Origin of the sequence: Bacillus pacificus, from assembly GCF_020861345.1 — a bacterium.
GTDB classification, from domain to species: Bacteria; Bacillota; Bacilli; order Bacillales; family Bacillaceae_G; genus Bacillus_A; species Bacillus_A pacificus.
On record NZ_CP086328.1, the window covers coordinates 4567708 to 4588102 of the forward strand.

At 35.5% G+C, this 20395-nt stretch carries 20 protein-coding genes; 5 read left to right on the plus strand and 15 right to left on the minus strand.

What is annotated here, in order from left to right; translation table 11 throughout:
- Positions 1-341: 341 nt before the first annotated feature.
- The 8 genes from LMD38_RS23610 to nagE form a co-directional block, all read right to left on the minus strand.
- Positions 342-1904 carry a glycosyltransferase family 2 protein gene (locus tag LMD38_RS23610; RefSeq protein ID WP_227585546.1) on the minus strand — a complete coding sequence of 521 codons (1563 nt, stop codon included), beginning with the start codon at positions 1902-1904 and terminating at the stop codon, positions 342-344.
- Positions 1897-2862 carry a UDP-N-acetyl-alpha-D-glucosaminuronate decarboxylase gene (locus LMD38_RS23615; RefSeq protein WP_000037033.1) on the minus strand — a complete coding sequence of 322 codons (966 nt, stop codon included), beginning with the start codon at positions 2860-2862 and terminating at the stop codon, positions 1897-1899. The genes LMD38_RS23610 and LMD38_RS23615 overlap by 8 nt, the downstream gene beginning before the upstream one ends.
- Positions 2859-4103, minus strand: a complete 1245-nt coding sequence (locus LMD38_RS23620) for a nucleotide sugar dehydrogenase (RefSeq protein WP_076867591.1) — start codon at positions 4101-4103, stop codon at positions 2859-2861. Before LMD38_RS23620 ends, LMD38_RS23615 begins: the two co-directional genes overlap by 4 nt.
- Positions 4093-5673, minus strand: a complete 1581-nt coding sequence (locus LMD38_RS23625) for a glycosyltransferase family 2 protein (RefSeq protein WP_227585550.1) — start codon at positions 5671-5673, stop codon at positions 4093-4095. The genes LMD38_RS23620 and LMD38_RS23625 overlap by 11 nt, the downstream gene beginning before the upstream one ends.
- Complete coding sequence (locus LMD38_RS23630) at positions 5654-5848, minus strand: LSm family protein (RefSeq protein WP_000899480.1); 195 nt, start codon at positions 5846-5848, stop codon at positions 5654-5656. The genes LMD38_RS23625 and LMD38_RS23630 overlap by 20 nt, the downstream gene beginning before the upstream one ends.
- A 16-nt stretch (positions 5849-5864) precedes the next feature.
- Complete coding sequence (locus LMD38_RS23635) at positions 5865-6266, minus strand: LSm family protein (RefSeq protein ID WP_000335520.1); 402 nt, start codon at positions 6264-6266, stop codon at positions 5865-5867.
- Between the two features lie 156 nt (positions 6267-6422).
- Positions 6423-7664 (minus strand): serine hydrolase domain-containing protein, encoded by a 1242-nt coding sequence (locus tag LMD38_RS23640; RefSeq protein WP_014893337.1) that lies wholly within the window; start codon positions 7662-7664, stop codon positions 6423-6425.
- 262 nt (positions 7665-7926) lie between these two features.
- Entirely contained in the window at positions 7927-9420 is a 1494-nt protein-coding gene (gene nagE, locus LMD38_RS23645; RefSeq protein WP_227585545.1) for an N-acetylglucosamine-specific PTS transporter subunit IIBC, read from the minus strand.
- A gap of 324 nt (positions 9421-9744) precedes the next feature.
- Here nagE and glsA point away from each other — a divergent pair, with 324 nt between their 5' ends.
- A complete protein-coding gene (glsA, locus tag LMD38_RS23650) occupies positions 9745-10674 on the plus strand; it encodes a glutaminase A (protein WP_001149853.1) in 930 nt (309 codons plus the stop codon).
- A 173-nt stretch (positions 10675-10847) separates the two neighbouring features.
- Positions 10848-11189: a DUF3969 family protein gene (locus LMD38_RS23655; RefSeq protein WP_000766605.1), complete on the plus strand. Its 342-nt coding sequence runs from the start codon at positions 10848-10850 to the stop codon at positions 11187-11189.
- A 22-nt stretch (positions 11190-11211) separates the two neighbouring features.
- Here the strand turns inward: LMD38_RS23655 and LMD38_RS23660 are convergent, their stop codons facing one another.
- Complete coding sequence (locus tag LMD38_RS23660) at positions 11212-11370, minus strand: hypothetical protein (protein ID WP_000532411.1); 159 nt, start codon at positions 11368-11370, stop codon at positions 11212-11214.
- 115 nt (positions 11371-11485) lie between these two features.
- Positions 11486-12097, minus strand: a complete 612-nt coding sequence (gene ytaF, locus LMD38_RS23665) for a sporulation membrane protein YtaF (RefSeq protein WP_000100734.1) — start codon at positions 12095-12097, stop codon at positions 11486-11488.
- A 130-nt stretch (positions 12098-12227) separates the two neighbouring features.
- Between ytaF and LMD38_RS23670 the strand changes: the two genes are divergently transcribed.
- Complete coding sequence (locus LMD38_RS23670) at positions 12228-12881, plus strand: helix-turn-helix domain-containing protein (protein WP_001123724.1); 654 nt, start codon at positions 12228-12230, stop codon at positions 12879-12881.
- Positions 12882-12979: 98 nt separating this feature from the next.
- Here the strand turns inward: LMD38_RS23670 and LMD38_RS23675 are convergent, their stop codons facing one another.
- From LMD38_RS23675 to LMD38_RS23685, 3 genes are all read right to left on the minus strand, one after another.
- Positions 12980-14254, minus strand: coding sequence for an acetylornithine deacetylase (locus tag LMD38_RS23675; protein WP_228919999.1), 1275 nt, complete (start codon positions 14252-14254; stop codon positions 12980-12982).
- A 95-nt stretch (positions 14255-14349) separates the two neighbouring features.
- On the minus strand, positions 14350-15771 hold the full coding sequence (locus tag LMD38_RS23680) for an amino acid permease (protein WP_016716380.1): 1422 nt from the start codon (positions 15769-15771) through the stop codon (positions 14350-14352).
- 99 nt (positions 15772-15870) lie between these two features.
- Positions 15871-16125, minus strand: coding sequence for a biotin/lipoyl attachment domain-containing protein (locus LMD38_RS23685; RefSeq protein ID WP_016716379.1), 255 nt, complete (start codon positions 16123-16125; stop codon positions 15871-15873).
- A 274-nt stretch (positions 16126-16399) separates the two neighbouring features.
- On the opposite strand from LMD38_RS23685, the gene LMD38_RS23690 reads away from it, so the two are divergent.
- The gene (locus LMD38_RS23690; RefSeq protein WP_001258436.1) at positions 16400-17803 is read left to right on the plus strand and encodes a sigma-54 interaction domain-containing protein; all 1404 of its coding nucleotides are present in this window, start codon (positions 16400-16402) and stop codon (positions 17801-17803) included.
- Between the two features lie 161 nt (positions 17804-17964).
- Positions 17965-18162, plus strand: a complete 198-nt coding sequence (locus LMD38_RS23695; RefSeq protein ID WP_000063916.1) for a hypothetical protein — start codon at positions 17965-17967, stop codon at positions 18160-18162.
- 50 nt (positions 18163-18212) lie between these two features.
- On the opposite strand, the gene truA is transcribed toward LMD38_RS23695, so the two are convergent.
- Both truA and rlmD read right to left on the minus strand, forming a co-directional pair.
- Entirely contained in the window at positions 18213-18950 is a 738-nt protein-coding gene (gene truA / locus LMD38_RS23700) for a tRNA pseudouridine(38-40) synthase TruA (RefSeq protein WP_000553123.1), read from the minus strand.
- A 56-nt stretch (positions 18951-19006) separates the two neighbouring features.
- A complete protein-coding gene (gene rlmD / locus LMD38_RS23705; protein WP_000615223.1) occupies positions 19007-20386 on the minus strand; it encodes a 23S rRNA (uracil(1939)-C(5))-methyltransferase RlmD in 1380 nt (459 codons plus the stop codon).
- Between the last annotated feature and the right edge of the window lie 9 nt (positions 20387-20395).

Consider the following 20395-nt stretch of genomic DNA (forward strand, 5'->3'; position numbering starts at 1 on the left):
GGACTAAGATTTTTTATATAACAGCTTACACACTTAGAATACTACTTTTTTACGAAAGTGAACGAAATAGTTGTGACATGTTTGTGAAATATTGAGCAAACTACTATATACATAGTGTTAACTTCATTTGAAAGTCTTTAAAATTAACCCTTTCCTTAATTGTATTTTTTTGGTATTCTTATATACGAGTCCTATTTTGTAATATAAGAACAATACCCATTGTAGAGCTGTAATACTCTTATCTCCTAATCTGTTATAGTTTTTATAGCAGAACAAAAAAGTGTACATATGTTGTACACTTTTTTGTTACCTATAAAATGAAACTTTAATCAGTGGGGGTCTTACTGCCCATTAAAGTCGGATAAAATATCTCTTTTTCTATTTCCATCATGGAATCCACCACGACTGCCTGTTAATACAATTAATTGCTCTAACCCTTCTATATGATCACCAATAATTCGAAGTACAGCTGGTGGATGACCTATTTTAGCAAAATGTTCACTGGGTCGAATACGGTTCATCTTATCGACTTCAACACGACTTACACATGCAACTTCAAATCCTGAAAGAATAGCTTTCACTTGAGCTACACACGGTGCCAGTAAAGATCTATATCCAATTTCTTTCAAACACTTACGACTAAACGCATTCGGTACAGCGATAAGAGAGCCTACGCCTAGATCTTTTCTATCACAAGCTAAATTTAATGCATATTTAAATGCAGTTACAAGATGAAGCGGTACTCTTAAATCTAAATAATGATTTAGATCATTTAATGCAACGTCTGTTCCATCTGCAATAGCTTTCGCAAAAGGATATAACTCACTCGCTGGAATAACAAAATCGCCGTCTATAAATAACACAATTTCTCCTTTTGCGAAATACGTTCCAAGTGAGCGCCCCACATCATTTCCGAGTGCTTCTTTATATACAATTGTCGTTGCTCCCTTTTCTTTTGCAATCGTTGCTGTTTGATCAGACGAACCATTTACAACAACGATAATTTCAAAAGGTTCAATTTTGCGAAGCTCTTCTATAACGTTTCCAATTGTTTTCTCTTCATCTTGTACAGGAATAATGACCGATAATTGCTTTCCCTTATACAAATTCGATGTAACGCCCCATCCTTGATAAAAATCTTTAAAATCTAAAGTATGATAGACACTATCTCTTTTCCTATTTCCATCATAATACCCTCCGCGTTCATCGCTACCTACTATTCGCTCCGCTACAGCTTCTATATGGTCACCTATCATCCTTTTTTCAGAATGAGAAAGACCCGTGCCATACGCAGCATGCTCGGTCGGCCGAAATTTATTTGGTGTAATAACGTCAATTGCACAATGTCGACTAATTCTCCATTTGCTTTGAATAAGGCGTAAATGAGCGACAATAGGATTAACAAAACATTCATACCCAATGCTTTGAACAACTTCTTTCGTCAACGCGTGAGGTACAGATAATAAAGAATCAATCTTTAACTCTTCACGCTCTAGCATTGCATTTAATATTTGGCGCCATACTGTCACTGAGTGCGGTTTTTGTTTCTTTAAAAATAACGCATCCAAATTATTTAAAACGATGTCGGCCTGATCATGTAAAATTGGATTTAGGAATAATTGTAACTTTGAAGTTTGAATAGCAAAATCTCCATCTATAAATAGTAATACGTCACCTATCGCGTGTTTTGCGCCAACTGCACGGCCAACATCATTCCCCAGTAGCTCTGTATACTTGATTACTTTACACCCTAAACGATCAGCAACCTCTTCTGTTCCATCATTACAACCGTTTGCTACTACAATAATCTCTACTGGATTTAATCCTTTTGCCGATTGAATAACGTCTGAAATCGTATCCACTTCATTACATACAGGTATAATAATCGATAGTGACTTAGCCATTGTTTTCTTCACGAAACCATTTAATAGTTTCTTTCAACCCTTGTTCCCACGTTACTTTCGCTTGAAATTGAACAAGTTCTCTTAATTTCGTTACATCTGGTCTTCTATTTGGAATTTCTTCAAAGCCATGTGGATATACCTCTTCGAAAGGAACTTGAACAATTTTTGAAGAAGAATTCGTTAATTTTTTTATTACTGCTGCTACTTCTTTTATACTCTTTTCATTCTCAGAACCTATATTAATAATCTCACCATTTACCTTCTCATCCATTGCTCGAATCGTTGCCTCTACCGCATCACTTACATACGTAAAACAACGTGTCTGCTTTCCATCTCCATATACGAGAATGTCTTCTCCTCGCAGTGCTGCGCGGATAAATCGTGGGATTACCCCTGCATACGGACCATCTTTCGCTCTTGGACCATAAATATTAAAATAACGAACAATCGTTACAGGTAAACCTTCTAAAGCGTATCCTAAACATAATGTTTCTTCTAACGTTTTACAAATTGCATAACTCCAACGTATTTTAGAGGTTGCACCGTATAATCGATCTCCTTCTTCAGAAAAGGGCGGCTTTGCCTTACCATATACTTCTGAAGTAGACGCAAAAACTACTTTCTTCTTTCCTTTTAGCGCTGCTTGTAAAATGTTTCTCGTTCCATCAAAATTCGTTTCAATAAGCTCTATGCTCTTTTCCATTGTCGTTTTCACACCTAAAATTGCTGCTAAATGAAACACTACATCATGTTGATTTACTAATTCATAAATAGAATTTTTATCTAAAACACTTATTGGAATAACCCGAATTTCTTTCATTAACTCATCATGATATTTATTTTTCCCTTTATAGAAGTTATCAACGATAGTGACATCATAACCTCTTTTCACCAGCTCTTCAGCTAAATGCGATCCAATAAATCCTGCTCCACCTGTGATTAAACATTTCTTACTCATACACTCACCTTCTTTATAATTCCACGTGTATCTACGACTTGCTTTATCCCTTTAAAAACCTTCCAATCGATATTAGAGTGGTCTGTTAAAATTAAAATACAATCCGCTTGTTTAACGACTTGTTCATCCAAAGAAACAGATTGATACACCTTATCTCCAAATTTTGCAGAAGAAATATATGGATCGTGATACGCTATCTCATATCCTGCTTTTATTAACAATTCAATAATTGGCAACGCTGGCGATTCTCTTAAGTCATTTACATCTTTTTTATATGCAATCCCTACAATTAAAACCGTTGCAGGTGATTGCACCACACCTTTTACTTTCCGGACCACTTTCTCTGGCATTTCCTCATTAATTACATGTGCCGCCTCAATTAATTGACTAATTGCTCCATTCTTTTTTATTCTCCACTGGAAATATAAAGGATCTACCGGAATACAGTGTCCCCCTATCCCTGGTCCTGGCCAATACGGCGTAAATCCAAATGGTTTTGTAGATGCCGCTTCAAGTGCCTCATAAAAATCAATTCCTAAACTTTCACATAGTGTATTTAACTCATTTACTAATGAAATATTGACTAAGCGCTGAATATTTTCAAATAGCTTACACATTTCTGCTACTTTTGGGGAGCTAACTGGAACAACTACATCAAATATAGTGCTATACAAATCCTGTACTTTTTGTTTACACATTTCTGTTTGTCCACTAATGACTTTTGGAATCGTTTGAACTGAATATTGACTATTAGCTGGGTCAATTCTCTCAGGAGAATACCCAATATAGAAATCTTCTCCTACCTTTTTTCCTGTTTGAGAAATAATCGGAATAATAACTTCCTCGAGCGTACCTGGATATGTGGAACTTTCGAAAATGAAGGTTTGTCCTTTTTGAAGGTTTTGTTGTATATAATGCGAAGCTGAAATGAGGGCACTTAAGTCCGGTTCTCTTTGTTCATTAATTGGAGTTGGGACAGTGACAATAACATAATCACTATTTTGAAAATCAGCAATACCTTGATCCGGTGTATTTACTATTAATTTTTTTCTAGTCAATAAACTCTGTAACAATTTAGAAGAAACATCTGGAATATAACTTTCTCCCTGTATAATTGATTCTATTTTTCTAGTATCTTTATCTAATCCAAGCACTGTATGCCCTCTCTCTGCAAAATGAACTGCCAAAGGAAGACCAACATATCCTAATCCGATAATGGCAACTGTACTACTAACATTCATCTGTATTCTCTTCTTCCTTTCTCAATTGTTGAATGATATTTCTATTCCGCTCTCCATCTGTAAAACTCCCGCGCTCGTCTGTGGATTGCAATAAATATGCAATCGCCTCAAGTTGATCACCGAAAATACGATCAAATGCTGGAATACGCCCATTTACAAATCCATGTTGCTCTGGGCGTACTCGATTTGTTTTTATGACATCTACAAAGTCTACCGCTGTAATAGAAAATCCCTCCAAAATAGCTTTCATTTGAGCGAGTGGTGGAATGATAAGAGAATCATATCCGATTTTCTCTATTACCTTTTTATGCATAGCATGTGGTACTGCCGTTAATGAGTTATTCCATAAATCTGGTCGTTTCGCTACCAAATTCACAAAATATTTTCCCATGCTAATTGGGTCTGTCGGATGAAACATATCTAATAAACACTGTAAATCATTCAATGCCACATCATTTCCATCTTCGATAGCATGTAAAAATGGAATTAGTTTTTCCCCTGGAATAACAAAATCACCATCGACAAATAAACAAATATCGGCCGTAGCATGCATAGCTCCTATCGCTCGGGCTACATTATGTCCAAGCGCTTCCTCAAATTCAATAACAATGACATTCTCTAGCTTTGCTTGTTTAACTGTCTCAACGTCCGCTCCATTCGCAACAACTATAATTTCATCTATACCTGATTTTTTCACTTCTTGTATAACAGATCTTATAGTCATCTTTTCTTCTGATACTGGGATAATTGCACTATATTTCGCTTTTTTCTTTTGTAATAAAACTGGTTTATACTTTCCTATAAATTCTCTATCCCTCTTTCCTTCCGAAAAGCCGCCACGCTTACCATATATTTCGATTACGTATTGCAAAGCACGTAAATGATCCCCCATAATACGGCTAGTCGCTTTCGGATAAGGAGAACCGGGTGATGTACCAGTATGAACAGGACGCACTTTATTTGTATGAATGACATCGACTGAAGCCATATCGACAATATCTACTCCTCTAGACATCGCCATCGCTTGAAATAGTGCTGGATCCGCTAAATTCCACCAACCAAACTTCTGAATAACTTCTCTACTCATTGCATGCGGAATTGCGATTAAAGATCCAACAACAAGCTCTTTTTTATTCAAATAACGATTCAGCATAAATTTGCCAACTGTCGTATAATGCGGTCTCATCTTTAAATAAACAGACCATGTTAAATTATTCACAACAATTTGGTGACCTTGCTGAATGCCTTTTATAAAACGTTGTAGCTCTTTATTATCAATGACGATATCACCGTCTAAAAACAAAACAATGTCGCCTTTCGCTTCTCTTGCACCAATTGCCCGTCCAACATCATTACCAAGAGAATATTTATAATAAATGACATGGCAATGATGTTGTAAGGCTATTTCTTTTGTTCCGTCTGTCGATCCATTATCTACTACGATAATTTCATATGGTTTCAATTTCTCCACTTCTACTAAAACTTGTGATAAAGTACTCGCTTCATTATGCGCTGGAATAATAACTGATACCCTCATACTTGTACCACGCTTACCCTTCCAAGCGAACATAAGAAATGATAGGAATACGTACAACTACATCTTCCGGTGGTCCATAAGAAGGAGAAGTACGAACACTTACTGCCCCGTCTGTCACAGATAACAGAATACCTGCAACAATTTCGGCCGCTGTCACAACTTGCACTAGCTCACCAACATGATTACGTAATTCTTCAGTAAATAACATATATAAGTCTCCTTTCTTACGCTTCTTTAATTGATATAATACTTGTAAATGGCAATAAAACTTCTGTTCCTATTCCTTCTTGCAGTGTTAAGAAATCATCACCAACTGCTACAATTACACCTGTTAACTGTCCAACTGTCACCGTAATTTCTACGTTTTTACCCAAATACTGCTCTGCAATTTCTTTAAAAGGTGATGTATTACATTCTTTTAAAATGTTACAAATAATAGATTGAAATCTACTTGATTCAATAAATTCTTCCGTAGCTTGCTTAGAGTTTCTTTGAATAAATCTCGCGAAGTTTTGTGAAAATAAAAGTCGTTCCACAGCAGGTAATAACTTATTATCTAAAAAATAATCTAATTGTCTATTAAACAATCTCGATAACTTTTTCCAATACTTACCGAATAAACACATACACTTCTCCTCCTATTATTTTTAAATTATAAAAATATATCCATACATCTTAATGTATACAAAGCAGACTCTTTTTGTGATAGGTAAGACATACATTTTTCAACGAAACAATATGTTCTAATCACATAAAAAAAGACTACCTAAACAGATAGTCTCTTACACTTCAATATTTCGTAACATCGTATAAATGTCATTATTCACTTTACCAAAGGATTTAATGTTGTTTTGAATGTTAGATAATAAAACGACATATACACTTCCATTTTTACTAAATCCATTTAAACAGTTCCAGCCTGGCATTACACCGTGGTTCGAGTAACTTCCCGGGTCTACATACCATCCAAACCCGTAATCTTTTTTTCCACCTGTAAACATTTGATCGTAGCTTTCTTTTGAAATCAACTTTCCAGAGAAGAGCGCTTCATTAAATAAATATAAATCATGGGCACTTGTATATATATCACCACAACCATAAAGTTGTGACATACTTGGAATATTAGGTGTTGTCATATTGTTATTTACTATTTTATAACCTGTCGATGGAAATCTTGTTTGTTCTAGCTCTCTACCAAAACCAGAATGTTTCATACCAGCAGTAGCAAAAATATGTTGTTTAATATACTCTTCTAACGGTTGTCCGCTTACCTTCTCAGCAATATAGGCGAGTATTGAATAGTTAGAATCGGAATACTTCCATTTCTCTCCTGGACTTCCAATACGCTTTTGCTTTCCTATTCGTTTTATCAATTCTTCATGAGAGATATCCTCTGTTCCCTGCTCATACTCTGGAATTCCTGATGTATGTGTTAGTAAATGTTTTAACTGAATACCATTACCTTGAGGGAAATCTGGAATATACTTCGCAATCGTATCCTCTACATGTAACTTATTTTGATCTTTTAATTGCATAATAGTAGTCGCTACAAAAGCCTTTGAAATAGAACCAATATAAAAAGTTGTCTCTGAATTATTCGGTACTTGTTTTTCTTTGTTCGCCATACCGTATCCTTTATTCAAAAGAACCTTTCCGTTCTTCACAATAACCGCTGTCCCGCTAAATCCTGTTTTTTGCAAATATTGATCTAATTGAGCGTTTTCATTAATTTCTTGAGGTGGTCCCTCAGCAGGCTTTTCCACAGCTTGTGCTTGCTTCACTTGTTCTTCCTGCTCTTTTTGTTTTTTTGCTTCTTGCTTCTTTTTTTCTTCTTTCTTTTTTAGCTCTTCTTGTTTCTTCATTTCTGCTGCTGCTTTTAAAGTTTCTTCTTTCTTATTATGCGCAACAATTTTTGTATACATGAAATATACAAGTGAAAATAGTAAGACGAGAATGATTGTTCTTTTTATGTATACAATTGGCCGACGTGATTTCCCATTCGCATTATTTTTTTCGTGATCCATGATTGCTTTTTTCCCCTTATTTACCGATAATTTAATTCCACTACACAAGATTCATTCCGGATCTTTTTCATAGATTTTCGACATTCCATTCGATGTCATCCCTACTTTATCACGCACTGCACATATTACCAACCTATATGTATAAAAAAGAAAAAGAAAATTTACAAAAGTAAGATTGCTGTTAAATTTTTAACATAAAAAAGAGGATATCCCCTAAAAATTGATGTTATCAATCTTTTTGGATATCCTCTTTTTTCATTATTTATACGTGTTTTTTCATATCATCGGCAACAGATTCAACATTTGTACCTACGATAACTTGAACACTTGTGTTACTTAATTTCATAACACCTTTTGCACCAGCACGTTTTAATGCTGCTTCGTTTACTTGACCAGCATCTTTCACTTGTAAGCGTAGACGTGTTGCACAGTTATCAATAACTGTTAAATTTTCTTTTCCACCTAAAGCTAATACGTAAGTTTCACCAATTGAACCTGCAACTGGAGCTTCTTCACCTTCAGCTAGTTCCTCTTCGTCTTCACGACCAGGAGTTTTTAGGTCGAACTTCTTAATTAAGAAGTAGAATACTACAAAGTAAATTGCTGCGTAAATTAAACCGATACCTGCTAGTAACAATGGTTTTGTTGCAATACCGAAGTTTAAGAAGTAATCGATTGCACCAGCACTAAATGAGAAACCATCGTGAATGCCGAGTGTTGTTGTAATGAATAGAGACAGACCTGTTAATACAGCATGAATACCATATAATACTGGTGATAAGAACATGAATGAGAATTCAATTGGTTCTGTAATACCAGTTAAGAATGAAGTTAATGCTAGACCACCTAACATACCTGTAACCATTTTACGTTTTTCTGGTTTAGCAGCCGCAATCATTGCAAAACATGCTGCTGGTAGACCGAACATCATAATTGGGAAGAAACCAGTCATGAACATACCTGCTGAAGGATCTTTTGCAAAGAAGCGTGCAATATCACCATGAACGATATCTCCAGCCGCATTTGTAAAGTCACCAAGTACGAACCAGAAGTATGTGTTCATGACGTGGTGTAAACCGATTGGAATTAATAAACGGTTTAATAATCCAAATAAACCAGCACCAATTGAACCTAAGTTCACGATGCCATGTGCTACCGCATCAATACCACTTTGAATTGTTGGCCAAATTTGACCGAATACTAATCCTAAAAGAAGCATTACGATTGAAGTAATGATTGGTACGAAACGTTTTCCTGCAAAGAACCCTAACCATTCTGGTAGTTTAATCTTATGGAATTTGTTGTATAGTAACCCAGCAACAACCCCTGCAATAATACCACCGAGTATGGCCATATTAATTTTCGGCGTTAACGCCGCTGCTTTTGAAACCTTTGTCATTGTATCTGCTAATTTAGTTGGATCTACTGAACCGACTAAATCTTGAACACTTTTTAATTTATCGTTTAACTCTGCTGCTGAATATGTCTTACTTAGAGCATTCGTTGTATTTTGTAAAACAAGATATCCGATTGCTCCGGCAAGTCCAGCTGCTCCACTACCGTCAACAGACAAACCGATTGCAACACCAATTGCAAAAATAAGTGCTAAATTATCAAAAATTGCTGCACCGGCCTGTGCCATAACAGGAATGTTAAATACGTCTTCTTGTCCTAAACGAAGCAATAATCCTGCTGCTGGTAGTACGGCAATTGGAAGCATTAACGCTTTACCAATACGTTGTAAAAACTGCAACATTTTAATTCCCCCTATCAAATTTATGAAATCGTTATCATTATAAGTACGCCTTAGAAAACGCTTTCTATTTACATAACCATAATAACATATAGTTGTATAGATGTGTAGTTTTTATTTTCGAATTTTTTATGGATAAATCTCCTATTTCCAAACTGTTATATAAAAGGAAATTTCTCCTTTTTCACTACAGAATATTCAAAACGAAAGACCCTCTATAGAACATGCAACTTTCGTTTTATCATTCCACTTTTTCATGTTATTATTTATTTCCGAGCATATCGGGAAAAGTAAACTTAGTTAATTCGAAATAGGAGCGTTGGTACTATGCAGTGCATTGAAACAAACAACTTACAACAGTTGTTAGAACAAGTAAAACCATATACGAAAAAAGGAAAGCTTGCTACTTATATCCCCGAACTAGGAAATGCCAATCCAGATGATTTAGGGATTGCCATTTTCCATAAAGAAACAGAATACATCCATGCTGGCAACTCACAAACACTATTCACTCTTCAAAGTATTTCAAAAGTAATTACACTTGCACTTGCCCTTTTAGATCGTGGTGAAGAATATGTATTTTCTAAAGTTGGAATGGAACCAACTGGTGATCCATTTAATTCTATTATTAAGTTAGAAACGACAAGTCCTTCTAAACCACTTAATCCAATGATTAATGCGGGGGCACTAGCCATTACAAGCATGTTAGCAGGTAAAGATAATGAAGAAAAAATGGAGCGCATTCTTCATTTCGTACGTGAAATAACAGATAATCCTACTATTAATTATTCTTCTAAAGTTGCTAATTCAGAATTAGAGACAGCTTACTTAAATCGCTCACTTTGTTACTATATGAAACAAAACGGAATTATCGATTGTGACATTGAAGAGCTGATGGATTTATACACTCGTCAATGTGCAGTTGAGGTAAACTGTATCGATTTAGCACGTATCGGCTTAATTTTTGCGATGGATGGATATGATCCATATAAGAAAAAACAAATTATCCCTAAGCATATTACAAAGATTTGTAAAACATTTATGGTTACATGCGGTATGTATAACGAGTCTGGTGAATTTGCGATTCGTGTTGGTATCCCCGCAAAAAGTGGTGTAGCTGGTGGCATTTTCGGCTGCGTAAAAGGAGAAATGGGAATTGGTATTTTCGGACCAGCTTTAGATGCAAACGGAAATAGCATCGCTGGTTTTAAAATCCTTGAACTTCTTTCTGCTCAAGAAGGTTGGAGCATTTTTTAATTCAGAACCATCCTGCTATACTAGCAGGATTTTTTTTGCATAAAACCATCAATTTTATTAGCTACCGATCCCCTTACAAAAACCGTGCTGAAAGTTTCTCTATATTATGCATATTTGCTCCCCCAACCTGAATAGTATAGTACAACCTAGCGCTATATGTGGAGGTGTGAAAGATGAAACTAATATTTCAAATGGGAAAACAGCCTGTTCTTGAAAAAACAATTCTTCTTTTTATATTGAGTATTGTAGAAAGCTTAAAGCTAAAAGTTGTTTCACTCGATGAAGCTCACCGATACATATTCAATTTAGAAGTACTTGAACTATTAATGGATCGGAACATCGATGATCAAGTACTTGAACTTATTCATTTCGGAATGGGACTTGAAGACGTTCATCATGTGCTTCCTGAAGAATTTGAGCATACGATTGAAGAATTAAAGTGGCTTTGTATCCAAGTATTAAGTGAGTACAGTATGCATGAAGAATCGGAACAATTAATTGAAGATATACGTTAAAAAAGCACCTATGTAGGTGCTTTTAATGTTTTTTCAAACTATTTTTATACGTTTCAATATTTACTGGTAGCTCTTCCTCTTCTAAAGTATGTTCATTTACATCTTTATGAATGAATGCTCCTTTAGGTGGTTGATGGTCATGCCCTTTTTTCTTATGATCAAATGCTTTTCCGCGTCCCATACGGATCCCCCTTTCTTTAAAAGAAATCCGTATTAGTATGGAGAAAAGTACGTCGATATATGCAATCCTTTGCCATATTTCCAAGGAAATACTCGAACGTTGTTTTTTGTTCTCCTTACAACAACTGATCGATCCCAATAAGAATTAATAACACTCCCGCAATAACCGTAGCCCATTTCCCTAAGTATTCTGCTAAGTATCGTTTTCCTACATACGCAAAACCACTTATACAAATAAAACTAAACACACCAGAAATAATCGCTGTAAGCCAAAGGTTTAAATTTGTTACCCCAGCATCAAATCCACCTGCAATATTATTAATTGATAATGCAACGCCCAAAACAATTGCTTCTGAAAAACTAATTGTTTTAGAACCATCAAAATCTGCTTTTTCCGGATCACGTAAAATCCCCATAAGTACACTATCATCTTTAGAGTCTACGGTCTCTTTTTTACTCAAGAAAGGCTGACATAAAATAAACACTCCAATTATTCCTAAAACAATTGCCCCTATCAAATTTGCCGTAAACTCTGAAATAAATAATGCGATCCAACTCCCAAAAAAGCCAGCTAATAAAGTAAATAAAAACCCAAAAAATGCGATGATAAAATTGTTGAACCACGAAATTCTAATTTTACGAATGCCATATGCAATTCCAACACCTGCATTATCTAAATTAGAAGCAATCCCAATTAAAAAAATTGAAAATAGACCTGCCGTACTCATAAACAGCCACCCCTTTTTTCTCACTTTTCCATGCATCTTATGAAAATGTTGAGCAACTGTGCCTGTCTGTTTCATATACATGTAATAAATGCTCAACATTTTTTCAACAACAAAAAGGAGTGCCTTCGCTATGCCTAAAGAAAATCCAAATGAGCGGCTTAGTACATTAATAAAAAAACTTTTAAAAGAACGTGCCTTATCTATGCGCCAACTCGGAATGCTTACAAATATTGATCCCGCAACAATCTCAAGAATTATGAATGGTAAACAACCGCCAAAACAAAAACATCTACAAAAATTTGCAGAATGTTTGCAAGTTCCACCCCAATTGTTATTTGATGAAATGTATCCTGATTCTCCTCACATTAATAAAGAAAAGACGGATATGTACACATCTCTTGATACCATTCAGCAAACGCTGCAATCCTCTAACTTATTCGATTTCGACTACACAACAACCCGTGTGAAACAAGAACTTGAAAATTATGAACGATATGCTCAAACAACAGAAGGAGAAAAACGTATTCATGACAGTTTTGCAAGTAAGCTAGAACAAATTGATAGTGCTGGTCCTTTCATTGAACAATTAACGGATATGTATCAACAATTTTGCAATGAAACGATTCCAAAAGAAGAGCGTGCAGTTCTTGGAGGGGCATTACTGTATTTCATTTTATCGACAGATATTATTCCTGACTATCTCTTTCCAATTGGCTATTTAGATGATGCAATTGCTGTTGAATTAGCAAAAGAGAAATTAATCGAACTAAAACGAAAGACATAGAAAATAAAGAACTATTTCAGTTGTTTCTATTCAACTCTGAAATAGTTCACTAAAAAATCGTACAAGTATACATACCTGTACGATTTCAACATACTAATCTATTTTTTCGTATGACACCATTCATATATAAATGCTGTTATTACTTTTGTAAATTCGATTAATTGTTCCACTTCAACTTTCTCATTTATTGAATGAGCCTCTTCTAATGTACCTGGTCCGTAAATAACAGCTGGAATATGAAATTCACTAAACCAACCACCATCCGTTACCGTTGCAGACATATCTAAAATTGCATTTTTAGATAAAGTTGATTCATGTACTAAGCTAAGCGTTTTTACAGCTGCATGTTCACTATCTATTTCTAAAGAAGGGAAAATTTCACCACGATCCACAATCATTGATTCTCCGCCCCACTTAAATTGTGGTGGATTTTCACTTAACCATGGATCGGCAGCTGCTACTTTCCCAATATACTCTTCAATTTCTTTTATTATTTGTTCATGTGTTTCATTCGGATAAAAGTGTACTGTTATCCATAATCGGCACTCATCCGCAATAAACGCTGCATGTCTTCCGCCCTCAATAACAGCTGGATTAATTGTTGTTGTTCCAGATGGATAGCCTTCATATGTTTTCATGACTGCCCAATGACGCTCTAATTCTTGTAAACTTTGTACAATTTTCATCATTTTTTCAATCGCACTCGCTCCAAATAAACGTCCTCCAGCATGAATCATTTGTCTGCGTGTTGCATCATGAAACGTTTGGGGGCTTTTCACAGTAATCCATCCAGTAATTACGCCCCCCTGTCCTTGCATATGTAAATCACTCGTATCCACTACGACTGCAAAATCAGCATCATAACCCCTTTTGCAACATTGAAGCGTACCTGCCTCTCCAACTTCTTCTCCGATTACGGATTGAAAGATTAAATCTCCGGGCAATTCAATGCCTGCTTCTTGTAAAAGCTGAATAGCAAATAATGCCCCAGCTAATCCCCCTTTCATATCTGCCGCACCACGTCCAACTAACCAACCATCTCTTATAAATGGCTCAAACGGACTCGTTTCCCACGCCTCATCTGCTGATATTTCCGCTACATCCATATGCCCATTAATAATAAGACTTTTATGTGTGTCACTTTCTATCCCTTTTTTCACCCCAACAACGTTCGGGTCATTCGGATATACATCCCATTTATCAACACTAAAATTTCGTTTTCTTAGAAACTGTGCAACAAATTCTTGCACCTCATTTGTATTTCTCGCCGGCGGTGCTGGTGTTTCAAAACGAATTAATGTTTTTGTAAGCTCTAGTAACTCATTTTTTCGTAGATCAATCTGTTCTAATAGCTGTGCAACTTCTTCATTCATCGCTAATTCCCCTTTGCATACGTAGTATGTTCCCAGCTTTATTTTCACAAAAAAAGAGACTGTTTACAATTTTACAGTCTCCAAATTAATCACTATTATAAACTCTCTATTTCTGTTGTCTTTGTCTTTTCAATATGCTCTAAGTTACTCCCCTTATTTCTTGTCGCACGGTAAAACAGTAAACAAACAATCATAAAGGGAATACCACAATACAATGCCATTCTTTGTTCTGGAATAAAGGCCATACCTACAATTACTGTTATATTTAATACTAACGCAAGCAGTGGAACGAATGGATATAGCGGTGTTTTAAATTTCAAGTCCTTCACATCCCCGCCCTGCTTAACATATGACCTTCTAGCTAATAAGTTAGATAGAGCAATAGATGCCCAAACTAGTATTGCTCCAAATCCAGCAATAGAAAGCAACCATAAATAAACTGTATCTTCCGCATAAATACCTGATAGTAATGAGAGACAACCTACAATTGTACTTACAATCAATGCATAAATTGGAACGCCGCTTTTAGATAACTTACTAAAAATCGGACTAATCATTCCTTGATTAGACATAGACCATAGCATACGAGAAGTTGCATATAGCCCTGAATTTGCAACGGATAGAACCGCTGTAATAATAACGAAATTGATAATATCAGCTGCATAAGGAATACCAATTTTATCAAATACAACTACGAATGGACTTTCTATCACTCCTGCTTGTTGCCATGGGAATAATCCTGCAAGAATGAAAATAGATAATACAAAGAACACAAGTATACGCCAAACTGTATTATTAATTGCCTTCGGGATTGTTTTTTCTGGATTTTCACTCTCTCCAGCTGCAATACCAACTAGCTCTGTTCCTTGGAAGGAAAAATTAACAGCAATCATCGTAATTAAAATAGCGGATAATCCATTTGGAAACAACCCACCATAATCAGTAAAGCTAGAAAACATTGGTGCTGGCTCATTTCCTTTCATATCTAGAAAACCAAACATTGCTGCCCCGCCCAAAATAATAAATGCAATGATTGTAATGACTTTAATACTTGCAAACCAAAATTCAACTTCTGCAAAACTTCTTGAAGATAACGCGTTAATAGCAAAAAGTAGTACCGCAAACACTACGCACCAAATCCAAGACGGTACATCAGGAAACCATCGTTTCATTAAAATACTAACTGCAATGAGTTCAATACCTATTGTAGCCGACCAGTTTAGCCACGACATCCATCCGACTACATAACCCGCTGCAGGGGAAATATGCTTCGTAGCATACGTTTGATAAGATCCTGCGTCAGGCATCGCAACAGCTAATTCTCCGAGACAGAGCATCGTTAAATACATAACAAACCCTCCAACAAGATAAGCTACAATCGCTCCTCCAGGCCCAGCTTCATGAATTGTATACCCCGATCCTAAAAAAAGTCCGGTACCAATAACTCCTCCAAGTGCAATCATAAATATGTGTCTGCTTTTCAATTCCCTTTTTAATCCTTGGTTTTGATCCATCATACAAATCCCCCCTTTTCCCTTTGGAAACCTATTTCATGTAAGCGTTTTTAAAATTGTTTATACGAAAAATAATTATTGAAAAGAGCAAAATACATAGTATTAATCACTACCTGTTATTAAAAGATCATCCCTCACTGTTATTAATAACTTTTTATTAGCGATAGCTTGTCCTTCTACTACTTCTAATGACTCGATATACCCACTGATTCCTACCTTAATTTCTACTTTCTGTTTATCTATTGTTTCAATTAACGCTAATTTCTCCCATTCGTATACGTAAGAACTTTCCGTAACAAATAACTTCTCAACTTTCCCATAACAAGGACTATACACGCCTTCTATAACCGTCTTCACTTTGTACACTCCTCCTTCTTATTAATTGGTACTGAAACGTTGCATATCCCTCCTTTAGAGATTTCAACTATTCTTTATGCAAAATGCGTACCAATCTTAAATTCCTATTTAAAATGAGGGTTCCTCACAAAAAAATCTTCATAACCGCAAATTTTTTCTACCGTGTAAGAAGTTTTAAAAGGAAAATCGCAAAAAAATTTTGCGATTTTATAAGAATTTTAATAAAATTATAAAAAGTCAGTCTTCATAGGGTGAAATGAGGAGAAGATAATCTATGCGTACAGAAGAAATTAATTTGAAACAGATCATTGAAATGAATATGCTATATGAAACTTTGCTCAATGAACTCGATATCGGGATTCATATTATTAATGAGGAAGGTAAAACGATTATCTATAACCGTAAAATGATGGAAATTGAATCAATGGAGCGCTCAGATGTGCTATATAAAAGTCCTTTAGAAGTATTCGCATTTGAAGAAAATAAAAATAGTACTCTTATAGAAGCATTAAAATTAGGAAAAACAAACAAAAATATAAAACAAACTTATTTTAACAATAAAGGGCAAGAAATTACGACGATTAACGATACTTTCCCAATAATAGAAAACGGGAAAATTAAAGGTGCTATTGAAATTTCAAAAGAGATGAATCACTTAAAGCAAACAATAAAAATGGACTCTTCCCGAAAACAAAACACTAAATTTACCTTTGATCACATAATTGGTGATTCTGAAGCCATTCAATCCACCATTGCGGAAGGAAAAAGGGTAATTCGCACATCATCCTCCATACTTCTCGTAGGAGAAACAGGAACTGGAAAAGAACTATTTGCACAAAGTATCCATAATGAAAGTCAACGTTCGGGCAAACCATTTATTTCGCAAAACTGTGCCGCTATACCTGATACACTCATGGAAAGCTTATTATTTGGTACGAACCGCGGTGCATTTACAGGAGCTATCGATAAAGCCGGTTTATTTGAAGAAGCAAACGGAGGAACTTTGTTATTAGATGAGATCAATTCGTTAAGTCCAGCACTTCAAGCGAAGTTACTGCGAGCTATACAAGAAAAAACAATACGAAGAATCGGAGGCACACAAGAAAAAGAAATTGATGTTCGTATTATAGCAACTATTAATGAAGACCCTCTTGAAGCTATGAAACACAATCGATTGCGGGAAGACTTATATTACAGATTAAGCGTCGTTACTTTATGTCTCCCGCCTTTACGTGAACGAAAAGAAGATATTCCAGCTCTTGTTCAGCACTTTATCGAAAAGTACAACATTCAATTTGGACTCGGCGTAACAGATGTAGATATACATGTAAGAGAATTCTTATATGCATATGATTGGCCTGGAAACGTACGAGAATTGGAACATGTCATTGAAGGTTCAATGAATTTAGTTGAAGATGAAAATATCATTACAGCGTTTCACCTTCCCACTCGCTTTCGCGAACGAATAAAAAAAGAATTCAATATGCAACCTCTCCTAACTAATAACGATACTGATGCGCCAAAAACGTTAAAGCACACAATAGAAGCAATGGAAAAGAACTACATCACTCAAATTTTGAAAGAGTATCACGGTAATATTTCACAAGCTGCAAAGTTTTTAGGATTAAGTAGGCAAAACTTACAATATCGAATTAAAAAATTGCATTTACACATATAAAATAAGACGTTAATCAGTGGAGATTTTGTCCATCTTCCACTGATTACTAGCCTAACTTTTATTTCCTACTAAAACCGCATTAAATTTTTTCCAAGTACAAATAAACATTTGGTAAAATATGCTACAATAAACATATAACATACTAGAAAGGAACGATATATATGAGTAATGATAACAAATTAAAGTTATTACAATACTTAGCCTTCTTCCCTACCATTGTATGTATGATGTTACTAGTTGATATAAACGCCTATCCTTATGCAAAACTATTAGCAACAATTAGCGGCTCTTTTGCAGCTATTATGCTTGCTGCTTTTTGGAATTTGAAGATACGTATGAAGAAAGAAAAATCTTCTTAACGCCAAAACATAAAAAATCGAGCCTACACAGCTCGATTTTTTTATTACTATTAAAACTCAACATTCTCCAAATACAAACCACTTGCCTCAGCAAGGCAATTAATCTGATTACGTTGTTTCGCCTCTAAAATCTGTGGAATCGCCTCTGCATCTAATTGTCCTAACCCAACTTCAATTAATGCTCCAACAATTTTTCGGACCATGTTATGAAGGAATCCGTTACCACTTACTCTAATTTGTACAAATCCTGCTTCTTCCATCACTTCAAGTGTATATACTTCTCGCACCATAGACTTTTTCTTTGATTTTGCATTTGAAAAAGCAGTAAAGTCATGTGAACCAACTAAATGTTTCGCGGCTTCTTTCATGCTTTTCACATTTAATTTTTTATTCACATGCATGCTGTATTTACGCATAAATGGGTTCGTGTGCTCTTCATTCCAAATTTTATAAAGGTATGTTTTTGCTTTAGAATTGTAACGGGCATGGAATCGATCATGTACTTCTTCTACATTCGTAATACTAATATCATTAGGTAAATATTGATTTAAATATTTTTTTACTTTATGTTCCACTAACTTCTCATCACTTTGAAAGTTAGCAACTTGATTCAAAGCATGCACACCAGCGTCTGTTCTACTACAACCGATAATTTCAGTTTCTTTTCCGACCATTTCAGAAATGACACTTTCGATTTTTCCTTGAATCGTATTATCGTTATTACCGAGACGCTGCCATCCTTTAAAACGTGCACCGTCGTACTGAATCGTTAATTTATAATTGTGCATAATATTCTCCTTCATAGAAAATATTCCCTCATACCATGAGGGAATATTAATAAACTTTACTTTCTAACAAGCTTCACTACATTTTCTACATGAGCTGTATGCGGGAACATATCAACTGGTTGTACATATTCCACTTCATAGCTCTTCATTAACGCTTGTACATCACGTGCTAATGAAGAAGGGTTACAAGATACGTAAACAACTTGTTTCGGCTTCACTTTTAAAATTGTTTCCAGTAATTTATCATCGCAACCTGTACGAGGTGGATCGACAACAATTACATCTGGACGCCATCCTTCTTTTACCCATTTCGGTAACCATTGTTCAGCTTTACCTGCTTCATATTTCGTATTTGTAAATCCGTGACGCTTCGCATTTTTTCTTGCATCTGCAATTGCTTCTGGAATTACATCCATACCACGTACTTCCGCCGCATCATTTGCAAGCCAAAGTCCAATTGTACCAACGCCACAATACGCATCTACAATTTTCTCATTTCCAGTTAAGGCAGCGGCTTTTTTCGCTTCATTATATAAAACAACCGTTTGTTCTGGATTCAACTGGAAGAATGCACGTGCTGATAATTCAAATGATAAATCACCAAGTGTTTCTTGAATTACTTCTTTTCCAGCTAATTTAAATGTTTTATCACCGAAAATAACAGATGTTTTACGCCAGTTTACATTTTGCATAATTGATTTAACAGCTGGCATCTGTTTTTGTACTTCTGCAATAAATTGTTCTTTATTTGGCAACTCTTCTTTTGTTGTAATAAGTGTAACTTGTACTTCCCCTGTTTGAACTGCAGTACGTGTCACAATTGTACGTACTAAACCTTTTTGTTTTTTCTCATTGTAAATAGAAACATTTAATTTTTCTAAAATACGTCTTACAACTTTTGTCGCTTCATTCGTTGCTTTATGTTGAATCATACAATGAGCAATATCAATTAACTGATGTGAATTTTGTTTATACAGTCCTGTAATAACCTTTTCGTCTTTACGCCCCACTTGTAGTTGACTCTTATTACGATAATGCCATGGATTTTCCATGCCTAGCGTCGGACGAATTTTCTCTTCCAAACCGTTGTTCATATACTTCTGGAATGCTTGTACAACGATATCACGCTTTTGATTTAATTGTTCTTTATAGTCTAAATGTTGCAATTGGCAACCGCCGCACTCTTCATATACCGGACATGGCGCTTTCACGCGATGTGGTGAAGCTTTACGAACCTTTTTCACTTTCGCTTCAGCGAAGCCACGCTGAATTTTCGTCGTTTCAGCAACAACTTCTTCTCCTGGTAATGCCCCTGGAATGAAGACAACTTGTCTCTTAAAATAACCAACGCCTTCTCCGTTAATCCCAAGACGTTTAATTGTCACAGGAAACGTTTGACCAACTTCCAACTTACTCTCATGTTGCTTTTGTATCATTATTACACC